We start from the raw sequence: 26,306 nt of genomic DNA, 5'->3' as shown, positions 1-26,306 counted from the left end.
CGAGACGAATGCTGCGGATGAGACTTTTGTCAACCCACCGGTAACGTCCCCAAAACGGGGATGAGACCTGCGATTCCGCAGGACGCCGTGCGGTCTTGTGACCTTCCTCACATGTACACGCAGCGGCGTTTAACGATCACAATGCGCACCCGGATTGGCCTCGGAAAGCACCGCGCCCCGGCGGCCCGCACGGGACCACCGGGGCGCGGCGCGCGACCCGCTCGACCGTCAGGCGCCCACGTCGCCCAGCATGTCGGTCACCAGCTCGGCGATCGGCGACCGTTCCGAGCGCGTCAGCGTGACGTGCGCGAACAACGGGTGCCCCTTGAGCCGCTCCACCACGGCGGCCACCCCGTCGTGCCGCCCCACCCGCAGGTTGTCGCGCTGCGCGACGTCATGGGTGAGCACCACGCGCGAGCCCGCGCCGATGCGCGACAGCACGGTGAGCAGCACCCCGCGCTCCAGCGACTGCGCCTCGTCCACGATCACGAAGGCGTCGTGCAGGGACCGGCCGCGGATGTGGGTGAGCGGCAGCACCTCCAGCATGCCGCGGTCGAGGACCTCCTCGATGACCTCCGGGGTGGTCACCGCCGACAGCGTGTCGTAGACGGCCTGCGCCCAGGGCGACATCTTCTCGTTCTCGGTGCCCGGCAGGTAGCCCAGCTCCTGGCCGCCGACGGCGTACAGCGGGCGGAACACCACGACCTTGCGGTGGCGGCGGCGCTCCAGCACGGCCTCCAGGCCCGCGCACAGCGCCAGGGCGGACTTGCCGGTGCCGGCCCGGCCGCCCAGCGACACGATGCCCACGTCCTCGTCCATCAGCAGGTCGAGCGCCACCCGCTGTTCGGCGGAGCGGCCGCGCAGGCCGAACACCTCGCGGTCGCCGCGCACCAGCCGGACCGACTTGTCGGGCTGCACCCGGGCCAGCGCCGAGCCGCGCTCCGACAGCAGCCGCAGGCCCGTGTGGCACGGCAGGTCGCGCGCCTCCTCCAGGTCGGCCGTGCCGGTGTCGTACAGCTCCTCGATCAGGTCGGCGGGCACCTCCAGCTCGCGCATCCCGGTCCAGCCGGACTCCACGACCGCCAGCTCGGCCCGGTACTCCTCGGCCGCCAGCCCCACCGCCGACGCCTTGACCCGCATCGGCAGGTCCTTGGACACCAGCACCACGTCGCGGCCCTCCCGGGCCAGCCAGGCCGCCACCGACAGGATGCGGGTGTCGTTGTCGCCCAGCCGGAACCCGTCCGGGAGCACGGTGGGGTCGGAGTGGTTGAGTTCGACCCGGACCGTTCCACCCAGCTCCCCGACCGGCACCGGGTCGTCCAGCCGCCCGTGCGCGACCCGCAGGTCGTCCAGGGTCCGCAGGGCCTGCCGGGCAAAGTAGCCCAGCTCCGGGTGGTGGCGCTTGGCCTCGAGCTCGGAGATGACGACGATGGGGAGTACGACCTCGTGCTCGGCGAACCGGGTCATCGCCCCCGGGTCGGCGAGCAGGACGCTGGTGTCGAGGACGTACGTGCGCCGAACCGAGCCGTCGGTCCCGGGCCCGGAGGAGCCCCCGGAGAGGGGCCGGCGCGTGGAGGTTGTGGCCACTCGATCTCCCTGTGCAGAGGGGATTTGCCGGTGGCGCCGCAGTCCGCCCCCGTCACGTCCGGGACCGGCGCGGTCTCCGGGACATCTGGGGCGGTGATCGGCGGGAACGGCGGGCGCTCCCGCGAGTGATCCTCAGGAACCGAAGCGCCGGTGCCGCGCGGCGTAGGAGCGCAGCGCCCGCAGGAAGTCGACCTTGCGGAAGTCCGGCCAGTGGACCTCGCAGAAATAGAACTCCGAGTGGGCGCTCTGCCACAGCATGAACCCCGACAGGCGCTGCTCCCCCGAGGTGCGGATGAGCAGGTCCGGGTCGGGCTGGCCGCGCGTGTAGAGATGCTCCGCGATGTGCTCGACGTCGAGGACCTCGGCGAGCTCCTCGATGCTGGTGCCTTTGCCCGCCTGCTCAAGCAGCAGTGAGCGCACCGCATCAGCGATCTCACGCCTACCTCCATACCCAACCGCGACGTTCACAATCAGGCCGGGGGCGCCGGATGTGGCCTCATAGGCGTCTTTCAGGACACGCGCCGTCTTGTCGGGCAGCAGGTCCAGCGCGCCGACCGGCTTGACGTGCCAGCCGTCGGCGGCGAGTTTCTGCACGGTGTTCTCGATGATCTCCAGCAGCGGGTCGAGCTCGGCGGCGGGCCGCGACAGGTTGTCGGTGGACAGCAGCCACAGCGTGACCACCTCGACCCCGGCCTCGGTGCACCAGTGCAGCAGTTCGGAGATCTTGTCGGCTCCGGCGCGGTGGCCGGTGTTGACGTCGGTCAGGCCCATGGAGCGGGCCCAGCGGCGGTTGCCGTCCAGGATCACCCCGACGTGGCGGGGGATGTTGTCGGTGGGCAGCGACGCCTCGACGCGCCGCTCGTACATGCGGTAGACGGCGTCGCGGATCGCCGCGTACGGGCCGCTGCGGCGGACGGCCGAGGTCACGCGTGCGCGGTGTCCGTCCTCCTTGGCAGTGTCACGGCTCACGTCGGATTCCGCTCCGCGACGCGTCCCACCCCACCGAACCCCCATGTGGGCTTCCCTTCGAGCAGCCGTCTCCTGTGAGAACGAGGCTCAATTATGGCTCGCGAGCAAGGGTTGTCCTACCGTCTTGGACGTTTGCGGCCTCGTGCGCGGTTTCAGCATATTTCGCACCGAACGGCAGGAAATCCCTCGGGAGGGCGACGCGCGGGCCGGGGCGGCTACGCCTGGGGTCCGGCCGCGCGGGCGCGCTCGACGTGCTCCAGGGCGGCGCGCAGTTCGGCGAGCCACTCGTCGGTGTTCTTGCCGACCAGCCGGACGCACCAGGCCAGCGCGTCACTGCGGCTGCGCGCCACGCCCGCCTCGACCAGGGTGTCCAGGACGCGTCGTTCGGGCTGGCGCAGCCGGGTCATCACCGGCACCGACAGCGTGGTGAACATCTCGCGGACGCCCCCGCAGACCACCCCCCAGGACACGCGCTGCCCGAAGCGGTGCTCGGCCTCGCGGGCGATGGCCATGCGGCGTTCCCGGGTGTCCTCGCGGAAGCGCTGGATGTGCCCGGCCAGCATGGCGGCGCGCTCGGTCTCCGAGACGCCGCGCGCGGCCGCGGGCTCGGGCAGGCGGCCGACCACGCTGATCTCCTCGCGGTCGAGGACGACCTCGACCGGCCCTTCGAACCAGCCCTCGGGCAGGCGGCCGGTGAACCAGCCCCGGACCTTCTCCACCGCCTCGCTCGTAGTCATGTAATCAAAATTACAGGCTCCCGCGACGTCCCCGGCCAGCCGCCCCACGATTGACACACGCCATCTTTTGAGAGTTACTGTCACTTCATAGTGAATCTCATACGGAGGTGACTCTCATGGCGGGGGCGGACCCGCGGCGCTGGTGGGCCCTGGGCGCGCTGGCGCTGGCGCTGCTGGCACTGGGCTTCGACCTGACGATCCTGAACGTGGCGCTGGCCACCATGTCGCGGGAGCTGGACGCCGGGACCAGCGAGCTGCAGTGGATCGTCGACTCCTACGTCCTGGTGTTCGCGGCGCTGCTGCTGCCGGCCGGGCTGCTGGGCGACCGGTTCGGCCGCAAGCGGATGCTGCTGGTGGGCCTCGCGGTGTTCGGCGCCGCCTCCGTCGGCGGGGCGCTGGCCGGCTCCCCCGGCTGGGTGGTCGCGGCACGCGTCGCCATGGGCGTCGGCGCCGCGGTGCTGATGCCGCTGTCCATGTCGATCCTGCCGACGATCTTCCCGCCGGAGGAGCGCACCCGGGCGATCGCGGTGTGGACCGGCTCGATGGCGCTCGGCCTGCCGCTCGGGCCGCTGCTGGGCGGCTGGCTGCTGGAGCACTTCTGGTGGGGCTCGATCTTCGTGATCAACGTTCCGGTGGTCGTCGTCGCGATGGGGGCCATCGCGCTGCTCGTCCCCGAGTCGCGCGACCCGGCCCGGCCCTCGCTGGACGTCCCGGGCGCGCTGCTGTCGATCAGCGGCCTGGCGGCCCTGGTGTACGGGGTGATCGAGGGACCGGTGGCGGGGTGGGGCGACCCCGGGGTGATGGGCGCGCTGGCCGCCGGGGTGGTGCTGCTGGCGAACCTCGTCGTCTGGGAGAGCCGGGCCCGGCAGCCGATGATGAACCTGGCGCTGTTCCGCGACCGGCGGTTCGTCTGGTCGGCGGCGGTCACCACGGCCGCCAACCTGATGATGGCCGGGATCCTGTTCGTCCTGCCCCAGTATCTGCAGGTGGTGCTGGGCAACGACGCGTTCGGCACCGGGCTGCGGCTGATCCCGATGCTGCTCGGCCTGCTGGTCGGCGCGGTCCTCACCGACCGGCTGGCCGCCCGCGCCGGGCACAAGCCGATCATGGTCGCGGGCCTGGCGGTGCTCGGCGCCGGGTTCGGGCTGGGCGCGCTGACCGGCGCGGACGGCGGCTACTCCTACGCCGCCCTGTGGCTGACCGTGCTCGGCGTGGGCCTCGGCCTGACCATGGTGCCCGCCATGGACCTGGTGATCTCGCTGCTGCCCGGCGGTGAGGTCGGCCGCGACTCCGGGCTGGTGCAGACGCTGCGGCAGACCGGTTCCGCGCTGGGCATCGCGCTGCTCGGCAGCCTGCTGTCCCAGCTGTACCGGGACCGCGTGGAGACGGACGGGCTCCCGCGCGAGGCGGCCGGCGCCGCGCGCGACTCGGTCGGCGGGGCGGCGGCGGTGGCGCAGCGGCTCGGCGACGACGCGCTGCTCGCCTCGGCCCGCGAGGCGTTCGTGCACGGCATGAACGGACTGCTGGCCGCCTGCGCGGGCCTCACCGCGGTCATGGCGGTGCTGGCGCTGGCGTTCCTGCCGGGACGGCGGGCGGGCCGAGATGCGGCCGCGTCCGGCGATGGCCGACAATCGACCCATGCGCACGCGGCCGACTGACCAGCGCCCGTCCGGACAGGGCGGGGAGCGTCCCGCCGACCAGCCGGTGGACCGGCTGGAGCGCCACCTGCGCGGGCTGCCGCTGCGCGAGCGCAAGAAGCTGCGCACCCGCAGGTCGATCCAGAACCACGCCCTGCGGCTGTTCGCCGAGCAGGGCTACGAGGCCACGACGGTGGAGCAGATCGCCGCGGCCGCCGAGGTGTCCCCCAGCACGTTCTTCCGCTACTTCCCGTCCAAGGAGGACGTGGTCGTCACCGACGAGTACGACCCGATCATGGCCGAGCTGTTCCGTGCCCAGCCGCCGGAGCTGCCCGTGGTGGAGGCGCTGCGAACGACCTACCGCGAGGTGTTCCGGCACATGTGGGCCGAGGACATGGACGCGATCGTCACGCGGGTCCGGCTGATGACGGAGGTGCCGGCGCTGCGCGCCCGGACGCTGGAGTCGATCCGCGCGGGCACGCTCGGGATCGTCAGCGAACTCGTCGCCGAGCGCACCGGGCGGTCGGTCAGGGACCCGGAGGTACAGGCGTTCTCCTGGGCGATGATCGGCGTGATGATCGGCGCCATGTACACCTGGATCGACGGCGGCGGCAAGGAGGACCTGGGCGACCTCATCGACCGCAACATGGCGTTCCTGGCGGCGGGCTGCCCGATCGACGCCCCGCCCGCGGGCTGACCGGGGTCAGCGCGCCGAGGGTCGGGGCAGCCCGCGATTCTCAGTACGCGATGCTCAGTACGCGATGCTCAGTAGGCGATGCTCGAGGCGCGCCGCGGATTGACGCGCACCGCGCCCTTGAAGTTGCGGAAGTAGACGTCCTGCACCTGCACCACGGTGCCGCGGCGCGGCGCGGCGATCATCTTGCCGTCGCCGATGTAGAGCGCGATGTGCGAGATGTAGCCGGGCGCGGTCGGGTCGTTGGCCCAGATGAGCATGTCGCCCGGCTGCGCCTTCTCGAACGGGATCACCCAGCCGGCGCGGGCCTGGTCGGCGGCCACGCGCGGCAGGCGGACCCCGGCGCGGGCGAAGGCGTACTGCATCAGCCCCGAGCAGTCGTAGCCGCCCTCGGCCTCCGACTCGCCGCCCCACACGTACGGCCAGCCCAGCCGCGTCCGCGCCGCCTCGATCACCGTGCGCACCTGCCGGGCGGTCATCACCTGGCCGTTGGCCGCGGGCAGCCTCTCGGCGCTCGGGTAGTCGATCTCGGGGTCGACCTCGACGGCCTTGGCCTGCCTCGGCAGCACCTTGGCGCGCAGGTGCCTGATCAGCTCGGCCCGGTCGACCTTGGGGGCGGAGATCAGCAGGGCGTTGCCGGACGGCACCCCCAGCGCGCGTGCCGTGTCGCGCGAGACGACGGCGTCGACGTCGGCGATGCCCATGGTGGCGTACGCGCCGACCCGCACCTCGCTCTGCCGGTCCTTGCCGCCGATGGGGACGCGGCTGCCGAGCTGCAGCCCGCCGTCGCTGCCCATGGTGAACGAGACCGCCACGTCGCCCGCGGCGATGTTGCGCCACAGCGCGTCGGACTGGGCGGTGGGCTTGGGCGTGTAGTTGCGGAAGGTGGACGGGTCGACGCCCAGCAGCCCCACCCGCTTGCCCGCGACCATGGCCTGGACGGCGTCGACGACCTCGACGCCCTTCACGCCCCTGATCTTGCGAATCTTCTCGACGGTGCCGGCGGACAGCGTGCCGGGCGCGGCCACGAGCACGTGCGGGGTGAGCCGCTTGCCGAGCGGAGCCACCGCCGCGGGGGACAGCGCGGAGGTGCCGGACGCGGCGACGAACCGGCCGGCGATCTGCGTCTGCGGCTGCGGCCCGGGGGACGCGGACGAGCCGTGGGCCAGCAGCACCGCGACGTCGGCGGCCAGTGTGGTCGCCGCCGTCACGCCGATGATCATCGGTAGCATCCGGCGGCTCGGCTCGCGCACCCCACCACTCCCTCGTCCCTCGCCCCGACCGGCCCCACGATCGTGACCCTGGTGACTATGACCGATTTCGCGGCTTACGTCCAGGTACATACCGTAACCAGCGCCACTTCCGGCGATCCGCCCGCGAAGCGGCATATCCGCCCCAGCTACTCATTGGTAACACCCGGCCGAGACGAGATCAATGTCACGGTGCCACAAAATGGATCTTTCTTCCAAAGGAGCCGGGCATCTGTCCACACCCGGACTTAGGAATGCAGCTCCCGGGTCAGGTCGGCCGGCGTCGTCACCGGCAGGCGGCAGGCGAAGTGGCGGCACACGTACGCGGCGGGCGCGCCGTCCACCGGCCCGCGTCCCTCCAGCAGCGGCACCCGCGCCGGGGCGCCGGGCGTCCCCACGCTGACCACCGCGCCCGGCGCGGGCGACATCAGCGCCGTGCGGTGCAGCAGGCGCGTGCGCTCGTCCTCCGGCTCCCCCACGATCGCGATCTCCACCGGCCCCGCCGCGTACGCCTCGGCCACGGCCAGCCCCCAGCCGGCGAACCGGGCGTGCTTGGCCGCCAGCAGGGTGGCCGGCGCCAGCGCCGCCGCGGCCGCCTCCCGGTGCCGCGACGAGCCGGTCAGCGCCGCGTACGACAGCAGCGCCCCGGCGGCGGCGAACTGGCCGGACGGGGTGGCGTTGTCGGTCGGGTCCTGGGGCCGCCGGAACAGCCGCTCGGCGTCGTCGGCGGTGTCGTAGAAGCCGCCGTCGCCGTCGCCGAACCGCTCCAGCACCGCGTCCAGCAGCACCCCCGCCAGCCGCACGTGCGCGGCGTCGCCGGTGACGCCGTGCAGGGCCAGCAGCCCCTCGGCCATGTCGGCGTAGTCCTCCAGCACGCCCGCGTTGGCCCCGGCCGTCCCCGCCCGGGACGTGCGGGTCAGGCGGCCGTCGCGCAGGTGCACGCTCTCGACCAGCCGCACGATCTCCGTCGCCGCCGTCACCAGGTCGGGCCGCTCGAACAGCGCCCCGCACTCGGCCAGCGCGGCGACCGCCAGCCCGTTCCAGGCCGCCACGACCTTGTCGTCGCGGGCCGGGGGCACGCGCCGCCCGCGCGCCTCCAGCAGGGCGGCGCGGACACGTGCGTGGCGTTCCAGGTCGTCGGGGTCCCTCAGCAGCCGCAGCACCGAGGTGCCGTGCTCGAACGAGCCGCCCTCGGTGACGTCGAAGATCTCGGCCGCGTACGCGCCGTCCTCGTCCCCGAGCACCTCGCGCAGTTGCGCGGGCGTCCACACGTAGTACTTGCCCTCCACGCCCTCACTGTCGGCGTCCAGGGCCGAGGCCAGTCCGCCCTCGGTGGTGCGCAGGTCGCGCAGCATCCAGTCGCAGGTCTCCACAGCGATCCTGCGGGCGAACGGACTGCCGGTCAGCCGCCACCAGTGCGCGTACACGCGTGCCAGCAGCGCGTTGTCGTACAGCATCTTCTCGAAGTGCGGCACGACCCAGGAGTCGTCCACCGAGTAGCGGGCGAAGCCGCCGCCGAGCTGGTCGTACATGCCGCCGCGCGCCATCGCCTCCAGCGTGTGCCCGGCCATGGCCAGGGCCTGCTCGTCCCCGGTGCGGGCGTGGTGGCGCAGCAGGAACTCCAGCGCCATCGACGGCGGGAACTTGGGCGCGCCGCCGAACCCGCCGCGCGCCGCGTCATAGGCCCCGGCCAGCGCGCGCACCGCGTCGGCGAGCTGCTCGGCGCCGGGCGGCTCGGCCCGTGCCGCCAGCGGGCCGCGCGAGGCCAGGGCGTCGACGACCTGCCGCCCCTGCCCGACCACCTCGTCGCGCTTGTCCGTCCACGCCCTGTGGACGGCCTGCAGCAGCGCCTGAAAGTGCTGACGCGGGAAGTAGGTGCCGCAGTAGAACGGGTGCCCGTCGGGCGTCATGAACACCGTCATCGGCCAGCCGCCCTGGCCGGTCATGGCCTGGGTCGCCTCCATGTAGACGGCGTCGACGTCGGGCCGTTCCTCCCGGTCGACCTTGATGTTGACGAACATCTCGTTCATCATCCGCGCGGTCGTCTCGTCCTCGAACGACTCGTGCGCCATGACGTGACACCAGTGGCACGCGGCATAGCCCACCGAGAGCAGCACCGGCACCTCGCGGCGCCTGGCCTCGGCGAACGCCTCCTCGTCCCACTCCCGCCAGTCCACGGGGTTGTCGGCGTGCTGCAGCAGGTACGGGCTGGTCGCGTCCTTGAGGCGGTTCATGTCACCGATCCTGCCCGATCCGCCGGTTCCCTCACCCGTCCGTCCGGCGCACGCCCGCGGGCGTGCGGCGGCGACGCGGGAGGGGGATGCGGTCGAGGTCGTGGGCGATGACGATGTCGCCGGTGAAGCCCGCCGCGGCGGCCTGCTCGGCGAAGCGCGGCTCGTCGTCGGCGCGGTAGCGCTCGGAGAAGTGGGTGAGCACCAGGCGCCGCACCCCGCCGCGGGCGGCGACCCGGCCCGCCTGCCCGGCGGTCAGGTGGCCGTACTCGGCCGCCAGGGCGGCGTCCTCGTCGAGGAACGTCGACTCGATGATCAGCAGGTCGACGCCGTCGGCCAGCCGGTGGGCGGCGTCGCAGAGCCGGGTGTCCATGACGAACGCGACCTTCTGGCCGGGTCGCCGCACGCTGCACTCCTCCAGCGTGACGGTGCGGCCGTCGCGGGTGGTGACCCGTCCCTCCTCCTGCAGGCGCCGTACGAGCGGGCCGCGCACGCCCCGGGCGGCCAGCTCGGCGGGCAGCATCGTCACCCCGTCGGGCTCCTCCAGGCGGTAGCCGTACGCCTCCACGGGGTGCGACAGGCGCCGCGCGGTGAGGGTGAACGGGCCGGTGGCGATCTCGGCGTGGTCGCCGGAGATCGGCCGCTCCTGGATCACGGTCGTGTCGACGAACGCCGTGGCGTGCCGCAGCCGTTCCCAGTAGACGGCGCCGGCGGCGGGGAAGGCGGCGTGCACGGGGTGCCGCACGCCGTCGCGGGCGATCCGCTGGACGACCCCCGGCACGCCCAGGCAGTGGTCGCCGTGGAAGTGGGTGACGCAGATCCACGTCACGTCGTGCGCCGAGACGCCCGCGAGCGTCATCTGCCGCTGCGTGCCCTCCCCCGGGTCGAACAGCAGGCCGTGCCCGTCCCAGCGCAGCAGATAGCCGTTGTGGTTGCGGAACCTGGTGGGCACCGCGCTGGCGGAGCCGAGGACGACGAGATCACGCGCGGACATGCCCCCCATGATGGTCCCCGCCCCACCCTGGTAAGCGAGTGGTTATTCTGACGGCGACGTCGGTGACGCGATCGGACCCGAGGAGCGCCGGTGGCCGGAAACAAGCGCGAGCAGATCAGGATGACGCCGGAGGAGGTCGCCGACTTCCTGGCCGCCTCGTTCAAGGTGCAGGTCGCCACGGTCGGCCCGCAGGGCGAACCGCACCTGGTGACGATGTTCTACACGCTGCTCGACGGCAAGATCGCCTTCACCACGTACCAGCGCTCGCAGAAGGTGCTGAACCTGCGCCGCGACCCCACCATGACGTGCCTGGTGGAGGACGGCACCGAGTACCACGAGCTGCGCGGCGCCGCGCTGTACGGCAAGGGCCGCGTCATCGAGGACCCGGACGTCCGGCTGCGGGTCGGCGCGGTGGTCGGCGCCCGCATCGCCGGGCTGCCCGTGCCCGACCCCGGGCAGCCCCTGGACGCCGGCTTCGCCGCGGGCCTGGAGAGGTCGCTGGCCAAGCGCGTCGTGATCGTGATGGAGCCGGACCGGATCGTCAGCTGGGACCACCGCAAGGCCTGACCGCGGGCCGCACGCCCCAGGAGACCCGCGCGCGGACACGGTCACCTGGGGCGGGCCCGGTCAGTCCTTGCGGGGAGCGTCCGCGGCCTTCTCGGCCTTGCCGGCCTTGTCACCGGACTTGGCCTGCTGAGCGCGCTCCCACTCCTGCTGCTTGAGGTCGGCCTCGCGCGGGGCCTGGATGTTGCGCATCCGCTTGTTCATCGAACGCAGCAGCAGGAACGTGGCCACCGCCATGGCGACGAAGAAGCCGAACCCCAGCAGGCCGGGGGTGACCGTGTCGTCGTTGAGCGGAATGGCCTGGTCGAGCGGTACGGCCAGCGGAAGCATCACACAGACACCTTCTCCCGGATGCCGGCGAACAGGTCGTCCTCCGGCAGTTCGGTGTCCACCAGGGACCTGGCCAAATGGTAGTCCTCGGTCGGCCATGCCTCGCGCTGGAGGTCCAGCGGGCAGGCGAACCAGGAGCCGTTGGGGTCGATCTGGGTGGCGTGCGCCAGCAGCGCCTTGTCGCGGATCTCGAAGTAGTCGGCGCACGGCACGCGGGTCGTGACCTCCCACAGCTGCGGCCGGTCGTCGAAACCTTTGATCCAGTCGCCGTAGGGGGACTCCAGCCCGGCGTCCAGCATCGCCTCGTGCAGGGTGAGGATCCGCTCCCGGGTGAAGGTCATGTGGTAGTAGAGCTTGAGCGGCTGCCACGGCTCGCCCGTCCCCGGGTACCGGTCGGGGTCGCCCGCGGCCTCGAACGCCTCCACCGACACCTCGTGCGTCTTGACGTGGTCGGGGTGCGGGTAGCCGCCCTTCTCGTCGTAGGTGAGGATCACGTGCGGACGGAACTCTCGCACGGCCCGCACCAGCGGCTCGGCGGCCTTCTCCAGCGGCTCCAGCGCGAAGCAGCCCTCCGGAAGCGGGGGCGGCGGGTCGCCCTCGGGGAAGCCGGAGTCGACGAACCCCAGCCAGCGCTGGTCGACGCCCAGGATCTCGCGGGCGCGGGCCATCTCCTCCTGCCGCACCCGGGCGATGTCCGCGCGGACCTCCGGACGCTCCATGGCCGGGTTGAGGATGTCGCCGCGCTCGCCGCCGGTGCACGTCACCACCAGCACGTCCACGCCCTCGGCGACGTAACGGGCCATCGTGGCGGCCCCCTTGCTCGACTCGTCGTCGGGGTGGGCGTGCACGGCCATCAGCCGCAGCCGGCCGCCGCCCGGGCCGGATCCGTCCGGTCGTGGGCCGGCCTGCGCGCCGTTCGGCGAGCCGGTCGGCGCGGTACCGTCGATGAGCTCGGACACCTGGGGTTCTCCCTCTCAGCAGCATGTCTGGGCGTTACGAGGGCCCCGGTACGGAGCACCCGCCGCGACAGAAGAGAATTGTTCCTGACAACGTCCACGGATCGCACGGAGATTCCCGCCATGGCCACCAGCGCGCCCCCCGCCTCCACCGCCTCCGAGCGGCCGCGCCGCGGCGGCCGGCTGGGGTACGTCCTCATCGGCCTGCTGGCCGCGGTGATGGCCGTGGGCTGGGCCGTGGTCATGGCGAACGTGGGCCAGACACCGGGAATAGCGGCGCAGACCATCACCTTTTCCATAGTGAACGATTCATCTGTGCAGATCCGGTATCAGGTGGCCAAGCCGAAGGACTCGGAGGTCCGCTGCGTAGTGGACGCCTTCGACACCGACTTCGCCGTGGTGGCGCACAAGGAGATCACCGTTCCGCCCGGGACGTCGGAGCTCAAGCGCAGCGACACCCTGCAGACCTCCCGGCGGGCCACCGGCGCCCGGATCAAGGACTGCCGCGAGATCTGAATCGCCGGCAGCAGGCCACGACTCGTGACCTTGGTATTGGCAGATTACCTACGCCGTCCGCAGGGAACCTTTACCGCACACATCGCATAGGCTAGAGGTTTCACCTGGCCGCATTTCATGTCGATGTGGCGCTCTCCCCCGGGCGAGCGAGGATCGCAACATGTGGATGAGGAGTACCCGTGACCGAGACCCGCGCTGACAACGTCACCTGGCTCACCCAGGAGGCGTACGACCGGCTCAAGGCCGAGCTGGACCATCTGTCGGGCCCCGGCCGCATCGAGATCGCGCAGAGGATCGAGGCGGCGCGGGAGGAGGGCGACCTGCGCGAGAACGGCGGCTACCACGCGGCCAAGGAGGAGCAGGGCAAGATCGAGGCGCGGATCCTGCAGCTCCAGGGCATCCTGGAGAACGCCCGCGTCGGCGAGGCCCCGCGCACCGAGGGCGTCGTCGGTCCCGGCATGACCGTCACCGTGGCGTTCGAGGGCGATGACGAGGAGGTCACCTTCCTGCTGGCCTCCCGCGAGGAGAGCGGTGCCCCCATCGACGTGTACTCGCCCAAGTCGCCCCTCGGCGCGGCCATCAACGGCAAGAAGGTCGGCGAGAAGGCCACCTACACGCTGCCCAACGGCCGCAGCATGACCGTCGAGATCCTCGGCGCCACCGCCTACCAGGGCTCCTGACCCCTCGGCCACAGCCGATCCGGCCCGCCGCCCGCCAGGGGCGGCGGGCCGTCGCCTTTCCGGGCCCGTGCTTCCGGCCACCTCTCATTCCGGGCCGGCCATTGTTCCGTGCCGCTCATCTCCGGGCCGACCGTTCACCGGGCCCGGCCCTCGCGGCGACCGTCCGCGGGCGCGCGATCCGGCGCGCGATCCGGCGGCCGTGATGCCGGGCGACCGTGTCACCAGCCCCGGTTCCGCGGCTGCCGTCCGTCGGCGGGCGGTCCGGCGGGCCGGGGCGGCGCGGCGCGGGCGGTCCGCGGCTCACCGGTGCTCGATTCGGCGGCGCGGGACTCGGCGGCGGCGCGGGTTTCGGCGGCGCGGGCGGCCTGGCGGACGAGCGGGAGGGTGCGGTAGGGCACCTGCGTGGCCAGGGAGATCACGGTCGAGGCGCGCTCCACCCCGCTGACGTCGACGACCAGGTCGATGACGCGCTGCAGGTCCTGGTTGCTGCGGGCGACGAGGCGGCAGAGCATGTCGCCCGGCCCGGTGATCGTGTGCGCCTCGATCACCTCGGGGATCGCGGCGAGCCGCTCGGCCACCGGGTCGTGCCCGCCGGGCTGGCGGATCTGCAGGGTGACGAACGCCGTCACGCCGTAGCCGAGCGCGGCCGGGTCGACGTCGGGGCCGTAGCCGCGGACGACCCCGCGCCGGGCCAGGCGGTCCAGCCGCGCCTGCACGGTGCCGCGGGCCACGCCCAGGCGGCGGGACGCCTCCAGCACCCCGATGCGCGGCTCGGCGGCCAGCAGTTCGATCAACCGTCCGTCCAGGCCGTCGACGGGTTCGGCGGGCACCGTGTCCTCCTCATGGTCATCCTGTACAGGCCGACCGGGCGTTCCCCTACAGCGCTGTGCAGATTGCCCAGTGATCTGGACCACTCTTGCGCACTCTGCAGGCGTCTGTCGAGATTGACGGCATGGACGATTTTCCGGTCAAGGGCATGGACGCCGTCGTGTTCGCCGTCGGCAACGCCAAGCAGACGGCGCACTACTACTCCACCGCGTTCGGCATGCGCCGGGTCGCCTACCGCGGGCCGGAGAACGGCAGCCGCGACGAGGCGGTGCACGTGCTGGAATCGGGTTCGGCGCGGTTCGTGTTCCGCGGGCCGGTGCGGGCGGGCACCGACCTCGGACGGCACGTCGCCGAGCACGGTGACGGGGTGGTCGACCTGGCCATCGAGGTCCCCGACGTCGAGGCGGCCTACCGGCACGCGCTCGCCAAGGGCGCCACGGGCCTGACCGAGCCGCACGTCCTGGAGGACGACTACGGCAAGGTCGTGATCGCCGCGATCGCCACCTACGGCGAGACGCGGCACTCCCTGGTCGACCGCTCCAACTACTCGGGCCCCTACCTGCCCGGCTTCGTCCCCGCCGACCCGATCGTCGAGCCGCCGGCCAGGCGGTACTTCCAGGCGATCGACCACTGCGTGGGCAACGTCGAGCGCATGGACGAGTGGGCCGACTTCTACCACCGGGTCATGGGCTTCACCGACATGGCCGAGTTCATCGGCGACGACATCGCCACCGAGTACTCGGCGCTGATGTCCAAGGTCGTGGCGGACGGCACCCGCAAGGTGAAGTTCCCGCTCAACGAGCCCGCCGAGAGCCGGCGCAAGTCGCAGATCGAGGAGTACCTGGAGTTCTACGGCGGCCCCGGCGTGCAGCACATCGCGCTGGCGACCAACGACATCCTGGCCGCGGTGGACCAGATGAAGGCCGCCGGGGTGGAGTTCCTCGACACCCCCGACTCCTATTACGAGGACCCCGAGCTGCGCGCGCGCATCGGCTCGGTGCGGGTCCCGGTGGAGGAGCTGCAGAAGCGCCGCATCCTGGTGGACCGCGACGAGGACGGCTACCTGCTGCAGATCTTCACCAGGCCGGTGCAGGACCGTCCCACGGTGTTCTTCGAGCTCATCGAGCGGCACGGCTCCCTGGGCTTCGGCAAGGGCAACTTCAAGGCCCTGTTCGAGGCGATCGAACGCGAGCAGGCCCGCCGCGGCAACCTGTGAGCCGGACCACCCCGGCCCGTGCCGGCCGCCCGCCGGGCGGCTGACACGGCGGCAACGGGCGATCAGCGGTCGGTAAACATTCGCCGGTCCCGGGCGTGGTGAGGTCCGGGCGGCGGTGGCGCGAGCCCACCTTGACGGCATGACGCAACCGCCGCACGACCCCACGCCCGGGGAACGGCCGGAGGACGAGCCGTGGCGCGCGCCCGGCGAGTCCGGCGCCCAGCCACCACCGTCCCGGCAGCCCCGGCCCGACCGGCAGCCAGGCGAACAGCCGCCCCCGTATCCCGGCCCCTACGGCGGTCAGGGCCCGCACGGCGGTGTCCCCCAGTACGGCATGCCCCCGTCCTACGGCGGCTACGGCCCGGCCGGGCCCACCGCCGAGCTGGCCCGCCGCTGGGCGCGGCTCGGCGCGGCCGTCGTCGACTCCCTTCTGCTCAGCGTCGTGATGCTGCCGATCCTGCTGCCGCTGGTGGACTGGCGGCAGATGACCGGCCCGTCCCCGAACGCCCCGATGGTCGATCGCGGGCAGCTGGCCGCGAACGTGGCCTACCTCGTGCTCGCCTTCCTCTACTACTGGCTGATGCACCTGCGGTTCGGGCAGACGCTCGGCAAGATGCTGCTGAGGATCAGGGTGGTGCGGGCCGACACCGGTGGCGCGATCAACGTCGGCCAGGCCGCGGGGCGGTCGGCGTTCTACAGCGTCCTGGGCGGCCTGTGCGGCTGCATCGGCATCGTCGACGTGGCGTGGATCCTGTGGGACGAGCGCAGGCAGGCTCTGCACGACAAGGTCGCCGGGACGGTCGTGGTCAAGGCGCGTCCCGGCACGCCCAACCCGTACGCCCGGCACTGACGACCCCCGCCGGTAGATCTTTTTACTGTGGATTTGCCCAGTCTGCCCGGCGGCGGGCAGGCTGGGCACCGTGCCTACCGCCGGAAATCCGCTCAGGCCTGCCCGCCCCCCCGGCTCCCGGACCGCCTCGCGCGGTGTCGCGGGCCTGACCGCGCTGGCGCTCGCCGGCACACTGGCGGCCTGCCAGTTGCCCAACGGCGACCGTGACACGGGCCTGCCGGCCCAGCCCTCGCAGGGGGCGGCCGCCCGCCCCGGGCAGGACACCATCGGCGACCCCTACGTGCCCGGTGACGGCAACGCCGGGTACGACGTCCAGCACTACGGCCTCAAGCTGGCCATCACGCCGGGCGGCGCCGAGGAGCTGGACGGCACCGCCGAGATCACCGCCACCGCCACGCAGCGGCTGCCCTCGTTCAACCTCGACCTGACCGGCCTGCAGGTGTCGCAGGTGACGGTGGACGGCGCGGCGGCGCGGCAGCGGCAGGACGGCGAGGAGCTGACCGTCTCCCCGGCCAAGCCGGTGGAGAAGGGCGCTCGGTTCACCGTGGCGGTGCGCTACTCGGGGACGCCGCGCCCGGTGAACGACCCGATCCTGGGCCGCTACGGGTGGATCCGCACCCCCGACGGGGTGTTCGTGGCCTGCCAGCCGAGCGGCGCGCACACCTGGTTCCCCAGCAACGACCATCCCAGCGACAAGGCCACGTTCGACTTCGAGATCACCGTCCCGGACGGGCTGACCGCCATCGCCAACGGCGAGCCGGCCACCCCGCTGAACGACGCCGGGGGCGGCGCCCCGTCCGGCGCCCCCGAAGCCCCCGAAGCCCCAGGAGCGCCCGGCGCCCCTGGCGACCCCGGCGCGCCCGGCGGCCCCGGCGCGGAGCAGAGCCCGGCGGTCACGCCGATCTCCGCGCGGCGGTCGTCGACGACGAAGTGGCGGGTGAAGGAGCCGATGGCCACGTACCTGGCCACGGTCACCGTGGGCCGGTTCGGGGTCACGACGAGCCGCACGCCCGGCGGGGTGACCAACATCTCCGCCGTCGACCCGACGGTGCCGGGCGCCGACCTGGACGTCTTCCACACCAAGAACGCCCAGATCACCGACGAGCTGGCGCGGCGGTTCGGCCCGTACCCGTTCTCCTCCACCGGCGGCATCGTGGACAACGCCCAGGTCGGGTTCGCGCTGGAGACGCAGACCCGTCCGGTGTACGGGGCGTACGGCATCGACGACACGCTGCTGGCGCACGAGCTGGCGCACCAGTGGTTCGGCGACAGCGTCAGCGTGACGCGCTGGAAGGACATCTGGCTGAACGAGGGCTTCGCGACCTACGCGGAGTGGATGTGGGCCGAGAAGGCGGGCGGGCAGTCCGTCCAGGCCCGGTTCGACGAGCTGTACGCCGACCGCGGCAACCGTGAGCTGTGGGACGTGCCGCCGGGCAACCCCGGCCGCTCGCAGATGTTCGCCCGTTCGGTGTACGACCGGGGCGGCATGACCCTGCACGCGCTGCGCACGAAGGTCGGCGACGCCAAGTTCTTCCAGATCCTGCAGACCTGGACCAGGGAGCGGCGGCACTCCTCGGGCACCACCGAGCAGTTCATCGAGGTGGCCGAACGGGTGTCGGGGCAGAAGCTCGGCTCGCTGTTCGACGACTGGCTGTACAAGCGGGGCCGTCCCGGCCGCTGACCACCCGCCGCGTCCGCGAACCGGCCGGGGCGTGATCGTCAAACGGTGACCAAGCGACGGCAAGCAGCGGGGAACCTCCGGCGCGTCCGCGCGACGCCGTGCCGCGCCGCCGCGCACAGTGGCGTCGATGAACGGGGCTTGGGTGCGCGCGACCGCGGCGGCGACCGTGGCCGTCCTGCTGGTGACCTCGGGCGGCGGGGACGCTTCCGCCGTCCCCGAGGAGGATCCCGCCGACTACGGCACGATCGGCGGCCCGGGCATCGGTGACCCGTACTTCCCCAACGCGGGCAACGGCGGCTACGACGTCCAGCACTACGACGTCGACCTCGGCTACCCCGGAACGAAGGGCGAGATCGACGCCACCGTCACCGTCAACGCCCGGGCGGCCCAGTCGCTGTCGGCGTTCAGCCTGGACTACCGCGGCCCGGCCATCTCCTCGGTCACGGTCGAGGGCAGACCCGCCCGGCACCAGCGCGACGGCCAGGAACTGACGATCACTCCGGCCAGGTCGATCTCCTCGGGGCAGGTGTTCACCACGGTGGTGCGTTACGCCGGACGCCCCGGTCCGATGCCGGACGGCCCCCTCGGCACGTACGGGTGGATACCGACCCGGGACGGCGCGGTCGTGCTGTCCCAGCCGGACGGCGCGCCGACCTGGCTGCCGGTCAACGACCATCCCAGCGACAAGGCGACCTACTCGTTCCGGATCACCGTGCCCAAGGGCCTGCGCGCGGTCGCCAACGGCAGACCCGGCCGCGTCGTCCGCCGGGGTGCCAGGACCACCTACGAGTGGGCCGAGGACTCCCCCATGGCCAGCTACCTGGCGACGGTGGCGATCGGGCGGTTCCGGATGCGGCACGGCAAGGCGGGCCGCATCCCGGTGATCACGGCCGTCGACCCGAGGTTCCGCAGGTCGGCGGACCGCGTGCACCGCACCACGATCAAGGCGGTGCGCTGGGCGGAGAAGATGTTCGGCCCCTACCCGTTCGCCACCGCGGGCGGCGTCGTGGACGACCCGGAGCTGGACTACGCGCTGGAGACCCAGGAGCGCCCGGTCTACGCCGGGTTCGTGCCGAGCGACGAGTTCATCGTCCACGAGCTGGCGCACCAGTGGTTCGGCAACAGCGTCAGCCTGCGCAACTGGCGGGACATCTGGCTGAACGAGGGCTTCGCCACCTACGCCGAGTGGCTGTGGCGGGAACGGGGCGAACGGGGCGGGCGCCACCGCAACACCGCCGAGAAGGTGTTCCGGCGCTACTACCGGCTGCCCGGCGACTCCTCGGTCTTCCGCCCGCCGCCCGGCGTTCCCGGCCGCAACGACATGTTCGGGTTCTCGGTCTACACGCGGGGCGCGATGTGCCTGCACGCGCTGCGCAGGCGGGTCGGCGACCGCGCGTTCTTCGCGATCCTGCGCGAGTGGGCGCGCACCCACCGCGACGCCAGCGCTGCCACGCCCGAGTTCGTCCGGCTGTCCGAGCGGATCTCCGGCCGCGACCTGGACGGCCTGTTCCGCACCTGGCTGTACGGCAAGGGCAAGCCCCGCCGCTGGTGACCCCGCCTCCGGTGGCCCGCCGCCGGTGACCCGCCGCCCGGTCATGGGCCGCGATCCTGCAGCAGGGTGCCGCCGGCCGGTGTGACCCGTGCCAGCGCGGCGTCCAGTTGCGCGAGCGTGTCGGCGTGCAGGTCGATGTGGGCGGCCTGCAGGTTCTCCTCGATGTGCGCGGGAGTGCGGCTGCCGGGGATCGGCACCACGTCCTGCCCCTGGTGCAGCAGCCACGCCAGCGCCAGTTGGCCGGGGGTGATGCCGAGGTCGGCGGCGATGCCGCGCACGGCCACGTAGGCGTCGTTGTTGGCGGCGAGGTTGGCGTCGCCGAACCGGGGGTTGTTGCGGCGGAAGTCGCCGTCGCCGACCCGCTCGACGGTGCCGGTCAGGAACCCGGCGCCGAGCGGGCTCCACGCCACCACCCCCACCCCGAGCTCGCGGGCGGCCGCCAGCAGGTCGGGGTCCGCCGGCCGCCACATCGACCACTCGGTCTGCACGGCCTGCACGGGATGCACCGCGTGGGCCCGCCGCAGCTGCTCGGCCGTGACGTTGGACAGCCCCAGGTACCGGACGAGCCCGTCGTCCACCAGTTCGGCGACCGCGCCGACGGTGTCCTCGATCGGCACCTTCGGGTCGGGGAAGTGCGGATAGTACAGGTCGATCACGTCGACGTCCAGGTTGCGCAGGCTGGCCTCGGCGTACCCGCGCACGTACCGGGGCTCGGCGTTGACGGCCAGCTCGCCGAACTCGAACCCGACGGGGAACCGGTGCGGCTCGGCGCCGTCGGGGACGCGGAACCCGAACTTGGTGGCCACCACGACCTCGTCGCGGCGACCCTTGATCGCCTTGCCGACGAGCCGCTCGTTGTGGCCGTCCTCGCCGTAGCCGTCGCTGGTGTCGACGAACGTGGCGCCGCCGTCGAGCGCGTGGCGCAGCGCGGCCAGCGCCCGGTCCTCGTCGACCTCTCCGTACATGCCGGGCGACAGCACCATCGCGCCGTATCCGATCGCGGGCACCCGCAGGCGTCCCAGCCCGCGCGAAGGAATCTCGTTCATGCCTCCACGCTGCCGTCCGGACGGTCCGAACGTCCAAGACATAGCGGTATAACCAGAGGTAATGGATGCCCATCTCCGGGAGCTGCGCTACTTCGCGGCCATCGCCGACGAGCTGAACTTCACCCGCGCCGCCGCCCGGCTGTTCGTCTCGCAGCCGGCGCTGTCCAAGCAGATCCGGGCCCTGGAGCGGCGGCTGGGCTTCGAGCTGTTCGAACGGCGCGGCCGCGAGATCGCGCTGACGCCGCAGGGCGCGGCGCTGCTGCCGGCCGTCCGCGACGTCCTGGGCACCTGGGACCGCGCCTACGCCGAGACCCGTGCGCTCGACCGCCCCCGTACCCTGGTCGTCGGCATGCAGACGGCCGTCGGCCGCGACCCGCAGCGCCACGCCCTGCGCCGGTTCCGCGAGCTGGCGCCCGACTGGACGGTGTCGCTGCGGCTGGTCGGCTGGGACGATCCCACCGCCGGGCTGGCCGACGCCTCCAGCGACGTGGCGTTCGTGTGGCTGCCGGTCCCCGCCGCCGGCATCCGCACCCACACCCTGGTCGGCGAACGCCGCCACGTGGCGCTGCCCGACGACCATCCGCTGGCCGCCCGCGCCGAGATCGACTTCGCCGACCTGCTGGACGAGCCGTTCATCGCGCTGCCCGCCACGGCCGGTCCGCTGCGCGACTTCTGGCTGGCGCTCGACGCGCGCGGGGGCCGTCCGCCGCGGATCGGCGCCGAGGCCACGGCCCCGGACGAGGTGTTCGAGGCGGTGTCGTCCGGCCTGGGCGTCGTCCTGCTCGCCGAGGGCAACACCCGCCTCTACCAGCGGCCCGGCGTGGTCTGCCGGCCCGTGCGCGGTCTGGCGCCCGCCGAGCTGGCCGTGGCCTGGCGCGCCGACGACACCCGCGAGATCACCCGCCTGTTCGTCGCCGCCCTGCGCGGCGCCGCCGGCTGACGGCCCCGCCGGGGTGGGCGACCCCAACGAATTCGATACCAAATCGAGCTTGTACTGCACAGATGCCGCTGACAGCTTGAGGGGCGTTGTCTGATGAGCTGAGGACGAGTCGATGAGCAGATCCCCCCGAGCGGTGGCCGCGGTGGCGCTCGGCGTCGCCGCGAGCCTGATGGTGACGGCCGCGCCCGCGGGCGCGGCCCCCGTGCGGTACACGCCCGGCGCGCCGGGCGCGGGCGACCCCTACTTCCCCGACATGGGCAACGGCGGCTACGACGCCGCCCACTACGACGTCGCGCTGACCTACGACCCGGCGTCCAAGGGCATCTCGGCGGTCACCACGATCAAGGCGCGGGCCACCCAGCACCTGTCGCGGTTCAACCTCGACTTCCAGGGACCGCTGAAGATCTCGGCGCTGACGGTGAACGGCAAGAAGGCCGCCTACAAGCGCACCGGCGCCCAGGAACTGGAGATCACCCCGGACAAGGGCCTGCGCAAGGGCAACAGCTTCACCGTCAGCGTGGCCTACTCGGGCGTCCCCGAGGGCGTGGACGACCCGGCGCTGGGCCGCTCCGGCTGGATCCCGACCGACGACGGCGCGGTCATGCTCAACCAGCCGATCGGCGCCGCGACCGTCTACCCGGTCAACGACGCCCCGTCCGACAAGGCCACCTACACCTTCACGCTGACCGCGCCGAAGGACCTGACCACGCTCGCCAACGGCGACCCGGCGGGCCGCTGGACCAGGGGCGCCCAGACCACCACCCGCTGGGTGATGAACAAGCCCATGGCCAGCGAGCTCAGCATGATCGCGATCGGGAAGTACGACGTGGTCACCGGCCGGACCGCGCGGGGCGTGCCCAACATCACCGCCACCGACGCCCGCCTCGGCATCTCCGCCCGGTTGGCCAAGGACTTCCACGACCAGACCGCCGAGTTCCAGGAGTGGCTGGCCGGCAACTACGGCCGCTACCCGTTCTCCTCCACCGGCGGCATCGTGGTCAAGGCCGGGGTCGGGTACGCGCTGGAGACCCAGGGCCGCCCGGTGTACGACCTGGGCCGGCGGCCGGGCACCATCCCGCGGCCGGACCTGACCGTCCACGAGCTGGCCCACCAGTGGTTCGGCGACAGCGTGACGCCCGAGCGGTGGGCCGACATCTGGCTCAACGAGGGCTTCGCCACCTACTCCGAGTGGCTGTACTTCGAGAAGTACACCGGCAAGACCGCGCAGCAGAGCTTCGACGAGGTGTACGCCACGCCCGCCGACGACGACCTGTGGAAGCCGGTCACGGCCGACCCCGGCCGCGACAACATCTTCCACTCCACGGTCTACGACCGGGGCGCGATGACCCTGCACATGCTCCGCAGGACCATCGGCGACCAGGCGTTCTTCAAGCTCGTCAAGCTGTGGCCGACGGTCAACAAGGACGGCAACGTCTCCACCCGGGACTTCATCGCGTTCGCGGAGAAGGTCTCCGGCAGGCAGCTCGACGACCTGTTCGACAAGTGGGTCTACACCTCCGGCAAGCCCGCCCTGTGAGTGACCCCGACGACGCTGTGAGATGACGCTGTGAGATGACCCTGCCGGGCCGGGCCCGGGGCGCGCCGCCCCGGGCCCGGCTCATGTCTGGACGAGGGTGTACCCCTTCTCCCGCAGCCGGGTCAGCACCTCCTCGCAGTGGTCGGCGCCGCGCGTCTCCAGGTGCATGAGCACCTCGGCCTCCTCGACGTGCAGGCGGGCCGCGACCCGTTCGTGCATGACGTCCAGCACGTTGACGCCCAGCTCGGCCAGCTCGCCGAGCAGCGTGACCAGGGCGCCGGGACGGTCGTTGAGGCGGCACCGCACGACCAGGTAGCGGCCGGCCCCGGCCAGGCCGTGCCGCAGCACCTTCGACAGCAGCAGCGGGTCGATGTTGCCGCCCGACAGCAGCACCGCCACCGGGGTCCGCACGGCGTAGGAGTGCTCCAGCAGCGCCGCCACGCCCGCCGCGCCCGCCGGTTCCACCACCTGCTTGGCGCGTTCGAGGCACAGCAGCAGCGCCTGGGAGATCGACTCCTCGGTGACGGTGACGACCGCGTCCAGCAGCTCGGTCACCAGGTCGTAGGTGAGGTCGCCGGGGCGGCCGACGGAGATGCCGTCGGCCATGGTGGGCTGCACCTCCACCCGGACGGGCCGTCCCGCCGCCAGCGACGCGGGGAACGCCGCCGCCCGCTTGGCCTGCGCGCCGACGACCTTGATGTCCGGGCCGCCGCTCTCCTCGACCGCGCCCTTGAGCGCCACGGCCACGCCCGACATCAGCCCGCCCCCGCCGACCGCGCCGACGACGGTGCGCACGTCCGGGAGCTGGTCGAGGATCTCCAGTCCGATCGTGCCCTGCCCGGCCACCACGTCCGGGTGGTCGAAGGGGTGGATGAGCACCGCGCCGTGCTCCTCGGCGTGGCGCTGCGCGGCGACCAGGCAGTCGTCCACGGTGGGTCCGGGGAACACCACGTCGGCGCCGTACCCGCGGGTCGCGGCGACCTTGGGCAGCGGCGCGCCCTCCGGCATGAACACCGTGGCCTTGGCGCCGAGCATGCTCGCCGCCAGCGCCACGCCCTGGGCGTGGTTGCCCGCGCTGGCCGCGACGACCCCGCGGGCCCGTTCGGCGTCGCTGAGCCGGGCGATCCGCACGTACGCGCCGCGGATCTTGAACGAGCCGGTGCGCTGCAGGTTCTCGCACTTGAGGTAGACCGGGCCGCCGATCAGCTCGGACAGCACCCGGGAGTGGACGAGCGGCGTCGGCGCGATCACCTCGCGCAGCAGCTCACGCGCCGCGCGGACGTCGTCGACGGAGACGAGGACCATGTCCTTGATCCTCCCACGCGGACCGTGCCGCGCGCCGCCGCCGGCGGCCGCCGGTGGGGCCCGGCCGTGCGGAGGGTCAGCCGGCCGTCCAGTAGCGGTCGCCGGCCAGCACGAGGGCGGCGGCGCCGATCAGGCCGGAGGACTGGCCGAGTGCGGTCGGGACGACCCGCAGGCGCCGCGCGAAGTCCATGCGGGCGTGGACGTCCAGCGCCTCGCGCACCGCGTCGAACAGCGGCGCGCCGACCTGCGACACCCCGCCGCCGATCACCGCCGTGTCCAGGTCGCACAGGTGGGTGGCGGACGCCAGCGCGACGCCCACCGCGCGGCCCGCGCGCCGCACGGCCTCCCGGGCGAGACGATGCCCGGCGAGGGCGTCGGCGGCCAGGTCGGCGCCGGTGGCGTCGGGGTCGTCCGGGCGCCAGCCCTCGCCCCGGGCCCAGCGGAGCAGGGACGGGCCGCTGGCCACGGCCTCCAGGCAGCCGCGTCCCCCGCACGGGCACGGCGGGCCGCCGGGCTCGACGACGATGTGCCCGACGTGCCCGGCGTTGCCGGACGCCCCGTCCGCCAGGCGGCCGCCGAGCACCAGCCCGCCGCCGACGCCGGTGGACACCACCATGCCCAGGACGTTGCCGTGGCCGCGTCCGGCGCCCCGCCAGTGCTCGCCGACGGCGACGCACACCGCGTCGTTGTGCACCCGCACCGGCAGGCCCGGGTAGCGCTCGCTGAGCCGCCGCCGCAGCGGGAACCCGCGCCAGGCCGGGATGTTCAGCGGCGACACCTCGGCGTCCGGCCAGGTCATCGGTCCGCTGCAGCCCACGCCGACCCCGGCCGGGGACGGGCGGCCCGCGTCGGCGTGCACCTCGTCCAGAAGGTCCGTCAGCGCCTTCCACAGCACCTCGGGGGTCTCCTGGGCGAGCGTGGGCGTCCTGCCCTCCGCGACGATCCGGCCGTCGCCGTCCACCACCGCCGCGGCGATCTTCGTGCCGCCGATGTCGACGGCCAGGACCACCGGCTCAGTCATCGGCCTCGGCCGGGCCGAAGGCCAGGATGGACGCGGTGAACCCGTGCACGTGGTTGCGCCCGGCGACGGGGCCGATCTCCCCGGCGGCGAAGAAACCGCCGACGCCCGCGGGCCCGAACGCGCGGGTCAGCATCTTGGCGTCGTGGTCGGAGTCGGGGAACATGGCCCGGCCGCGCCCGTTGCAGGAGAACAGCAGCGCCCCCTCCACCGGGGTCAGGTCGAAGCGCTCCAGCAGGTCGGCCAGGTCCTGGTCGGCGGCCCCGGCGTCGCGCACCTGGAACCGCACGGTGCGGCCGACCTCCACCACGTCGCCGATGGCGATGGCGCCGCTGTCGGTGTCGGCGCCCACCACCCCGCGCACCAGGAAGTCGCCGTACTCGTGCACGTCGGCGTACTCGTCCATGGCCAGGCCGATCAGCAGGCCGCGCCCGGCCAGCTCCTGCTCCTCCTCGGGCAGGCCCAGCACGATCTGCTCCAGCTTGTCCAGCGCCGGGGTGCCCGCCAGCTCGTACACCAGGTTGTCGTCGGCCCGGGTGACCACCATGTCGGGGCCGATCGGCCGGGCGCCCTGGCTGACCACGGTGGCCGCGGCCACCGGCCCGCCGAGCACCAGCCCGACCGCGCCCGAGTCGTGGACCTCGCCGTTGAGGAACAGCCGGGTGGCGCCGCGTCCGCCGCCGTCGGCCATGCCGCCCACCAGCGGCAGGCCGGGCAGCGCCTCCGCCGAACGCTCCACGAAGGCGTCCACCGGGAAGGTGTACGGGTCGGTCAGCAGCATGCCCACCACGTCGTCGTCGCGGGTCTCGGGCATGCCGACCACGACGAGCCGGTCCTCGGCCTTGAGGGTCTCCAGCCGGAACGGCTCCAGCCGCGCCCCGGGCAGCTCGGCCGCCCACGCGCTGGCCGCCCTCTCGTCCTCCACCCCGCGGCCGCCGCCGATCACCCCGGAGGCGCTGCAGCCCACGACGACGCGGGCGCCCGCGCCGCGCATCGCCCGGCGCGCCGCCTCCTCCACCTCGCTCGGGTCCGGCCCGGACACGAACAGGCACAAAAGGTCCGGGCGGCCGTCCAGCGGCGCGATCGCCTGCTCGACCGCCGACTCGGCGGCGGCCGACAGGTCGGGGCCCAGGGCCAGTCCGTCACCGAATCGCGTCATCGGCGCCCCCTCCCTCGTCCGCGGCGTCC

At 73.0% G+C, this 26,306-nt stretch carries 23 protein-coding genes and 1 pseudogene; 11 read left to right on the top strand and 13 right to left on the bottom strand.

Translation table 11 applies throughout. The features are described from left to right. Positions 1-228: 228 nt before the first annotated feature. The 3 genes from ABZ801_RS40030 to ABZ801_RS40020 all read right to left on the bottom strand — a co-directional run bounded on the left by ABZ801_RS40030 (position 229) and on the right by ABZ801_RS40020 (position 3,293). On the bottom strand, positions 229-1,587 hold the full coding sequence (locus tag ABZ801_RS40030; RefSeq protein ID WP_344959450.1) for a PhoH family protein: 1,359 nt from the start codon (positions 1,585-1,587) through the stop codon (positions 229-231). Between the two features lie 132 nt (positions 1,588-1,719). Continuing rightward, positions 1,720-2,475, bottom strand: a complete 756-nt coding sequence (locus ABZ801_RS40025) for an isoprenyl transferase (protein ID WP_344959567.1) — start codon at positions 2,473-2,475, stop codon at positions 1,720-1,722. Between the two features lie 296 nt (positions 2,476-2,771). Further along, positions 2,772-3,293, bottom strand: coding sequence for a hypothetical protein (locus ABZ801_RS40020; protein ID WP_344959452.1), 522 nt, complete (start codon positions 3,291-3,293; stop codon positions 2,772-2,774). A 116-nt stretch (positions 3,294-3,409) separates the two neighbouring features. Here ABZ801_RS40020 and ABZ801_RS40015 point away from each other — a divergent pair, with 116 nt between their 5' ends. Both ABZ801_RS40015 and ABZ801_RS40010 read left to right on the top strand, forming a co-directional pair. Beyond that, entirely contained in the window at positions 3,410-4,951 is a 1,542-nt protein-coding gene (locus ABZ801_RS40015) for an MFS transporter (RefSeq protein WP_360708799.1), read from the top strand. Further along, a complete protein-coding gene (locus ABZ801_RS40010) occupies positions 4,932-5,627 on the top strand; it encodes a TetR family transcriptional regulator (RefSeq protein WP_360708796.1) in 696 nt (231 codons plus the stop codon). The genes ABZ801_RS40015 and ABZ801_RS40010 overlap by 20 nt, the downstream gene beginning before the upstream one ends. A gap of 68 nt (positions 5,628-5,695) precedes the next feature. Here the strand turns inward: ABZ801_RS40010 and ABZ801_RS40005 are convergent, their stop codons facing one another. The 3 genes from ABZ801_RS40005 to ABZ801_RS39995 all read right to left on the bottom strand — a co-directional run bounded on the left by ABZ801_RS40005 (position 5,696) and on the right by ABZ801_RS39995 (position 10,099). After that, positions 5,696-6,877, bottom strand: coding sequence for a C40 family peptidase (locus ABZ801_RS40005; protein ID WP_360708793.1), 1,182 nt, complete (start codon positions 6,875-6,877; stop codon positions 5,696-5,698). Between the two features lie 245 nt (positions 6,878-7,122). Beyond that, on the bottom strand, positions 7,123-9,108 hold the full coding sequence (locus tag ABZ801_RS40000) for a thioredoxin domain-containing protein (protein ID WP_360708790.1): 1,986 nt from the start codon (positions 9,106-9,108) through the stop codon (positions 7,123-7,125). 31 nt (positions 9,109-9,139) lie between these two features. Further along, positions 9,140-10,099 carry a ribonuclease Z gene (locus ABZ801_RS39995; RefSeq protein ID WP_360708787.1) on the bottom strand — a complete coding sequence of 320 codons (960 nt, stop codon included), beginning with the start codon at positions 10,097-10,099 and terminating at the stop codon, positions 9,140-9,142. 90 nt (positions 10,100-10,189) lie between these two features. Between ABZ801_RS39995 and ABZ801_RS39990 the strand changes: the two genes are divergently transcribed. Beyond that, complete coding sequence (locus ABZ801_RS39990; protein ID WP_360708784.1) at positions 10,190-10,666, top strand: pyridoxamine 5'-phosphate oxidase family protein; 477 nt, start codon at positions 10,190-10,192, stop codon at positions 10,664-10,666. Between the two features lie 60 nt (positions 10,667-10,726). Here ABZ801_RS39990 and ABZ801_RS39985 read toward each other — a convergent pair whose 3' ends face one another. After that, positions 10,727-10,993, bottom strand: a complete 267-nt coding sequence (locus ABZ801_RS39985; RefSeq protein WP_360708828.1) for a hypothetical protein — start codon at positions 10,991-10,993, stop codon at positions 10,727-10,729. After that, the gene (gene mca, locus ABZ801_RS39980) at positions 10,993-11,847 is read right to left on the bottom strand and encodes a mycothiol conjugate amidase Mca (RefSeq protein ID WP_344959571.1); all 855 of its coding nucleotides are present in this window, start codon (positions 11,845-11,847) and stop codon (positions 10,993-10,995) included. Before mca ends, ABZ801_RS39985 begins: the two co-directional genes overlap by 1 nt. A 225-nt stretch (positions 11,848-12,072) precedes the next feature. Between mca and ABZ801_RS39975 the strand changes: the two genes are divergently transcribed. Then, entirely contained in the window at positions 12,073-12,465 is a 393-nt protein-coding gene (locus ABZ801_RS39975; RefSeq protein ID WP_344959466.1) for a DUF4307 domain-containing protein, read from the top strand. Between the two features lie 179 nt (positions 12,466-12,644). Next, positions 12,645-13,145: a transcription elongation factor GreA gene (gene greA, locus ABZ801_RS39970; RefSeq protein ID WP_344959468.1), complete on the top strand. Its 501-nt coding sequence runs from the start codon at positions 12,645-12,647 to the stop codon at positions 13,143-13,145. A 359-nt stretch (positions 13,146-13,504) separates the two neighbouring features. Here greA and ABZ801_RS39965 read toward each other — a convergent pair. Continuing rightward, positions 13,505-13,975 (bottom strand): annotated as a pseudogene (locus ABZ801_RS39965) (Lrp/AsnC family transcriptional regulator); the annotation flags it as partial. Between the two features lie 122 nt (positions 13,976-14,097). Between ABZ801_RS39965 and hppD the strand changes: the two are divergent. The 4 genes from hppD (at position 14,098) to ABZ801_RS39945 (ending at position 19,272) form a co-directional block, all read left to right on the top strand. Further along, complete coding sequence (gene hppD / locus ABZ801_RS39960) at positions 14,098-15,189, top strand: 4-hydroxyphenylpyruvate dioxygenase (protein ID WP_360708781.1); 1,092 nt, start codon at positions 14,098-14,100, stop codon at positions 15,187-15,189. A gap of 139 nt (positions 15,190-15,328) precedes the next feature. Next, positions 15,329-16,039 (top strand): RDD family protein, encoded by a 711-nt coding sequence (locus tag ABZ801_RS39955; protein ID WP_360708778.1) that lies wholly within the window; start codon positions 15,329-15,331, stop codon positions 16,037-16,039. Between the two features lie 70 nt (positions 16,040-16,109). Beyond that, positions 16,110-17,720, top strand: a complete 1,611-nt coding sequence (locus ABZ801_RS39950) for a M1 family metallopeptidase (RefSeq protein WP_360708775.1) — start codon at positions 16,110-16,112, stop codon at positions 17,718-17,720. A gap of 127 nt (positions 17,721-17,847) precedes the next feature. After that, complete coding sequence (locus ABZ801_RS39945) at positions 17,848-19,272, top strand: M1 family metallopeptidase (RefSeq protein WP_360708772.1); 1,425 nt, start codon at positions 17,848-17,850, stop codon at positions 19,270-19,272. Positions 19,273-19,313: 41 nt separating this feature from the next. On the opposite strand, the gene ABZ801_RS39940 is transcribed toward ABZ801_RS39945, so the two are convergent. Beyond that, positions 19,314-20,318: an aldo/keto reductase gene (locus tag ABZ801_RS39940; RefSeq protein WP_360708769.1), complete on the bottom strand. Its 1,005-nt coding sequence runs from the start codon at positions 20,316-20,318 to the stop codon at positions 19,314-19,316. Positions 20,319-20,379: 61 nt separating this feature from the next. Between ABZ801_RS39940 and ABZ801_RS39935 the strand changes: the two genes are divergently transcribed. Next, complete coding sequence (locus ABZ801_RS39935) at positions 20,380-21,258, top strand: LysR substrate-binding domain-containing protein (RefSeq protein WP_360708767.1); 879 nt, start codon at positions 20,380-20,382, stop codon at positions 21,256-21,258. Positions 21,259-21,370: 112 nt separating this feature from the next. After that, a complete protein-coding gene (locus tag ABZ801_RS39930) occupies positions 21,371-22,795 on the top strand; it encodes a M1 family metallopeptidase (protein WP_360708764.1) in 1,425 nt (474 codons plus the stop codon). Between the two features lie 81 nt (positions 22,796-22,876). On the opposite strand, the gene ilvA is transcribed toward ABZ801_RS39930, so the two are convergent. From ilvA to ABZ801_RS39915, 3 genes are all read right to left on the bottom strand, one after another. Next, the gene (gene ilvA / locus ABZ801_RS39925) at positions 22,877-24,100 is read right to left on the bottom strand and encodes a threonine ammonia-lyase (RefSeq protein WP_360708761.1); all 1,224 of its coding nucleotides are present in this window, start codon (positions 24,098-24,100) and stop codon (positions 22,877-22,879) included. Between the two features lie 76 nt (positions 24,101-24,176). Continuing rightward, entirely contained in the window at positions 24,177-25,121 is a 945-nt protein-coding gene (locus ABZ801_RS39920; protein WP_344959488.1) for an ROK family protein, read from the bottom strand. Continuing rightward, complete coding sequence (locus ABZ801_RS39915; RefSeq protein ID WP_360708758.1) at positions 25,114-26,277, bottom strand: FIST N-terminal domain-containing protein; 1,164 nt, start codon at positions 26,275-26,277, stop codon at positions 25,114-25,116. The genes ABZ801_RS39920 and ABZ801_RS39915 overlap by 8 nt, the downstream gene beginning before the upstream one ends. Positions 26,278-26,306: the final 29 nt, after the last annotated feature.

It is taken from the genome of Actinomadura sp. NPDC047616 (assembly GCF_040642915.1).
Lineage (GTDB): Bacteria > Actinomycetota > Actinomycetes > Streptosporangiales > Streptosporangiaceae > Spirillospora > Spirillospora miaoliensis.
Note: the sequence above shows the minus strand (reverse complement) of the source record. Positions and strands in the feature narration are given on the sequence as shown.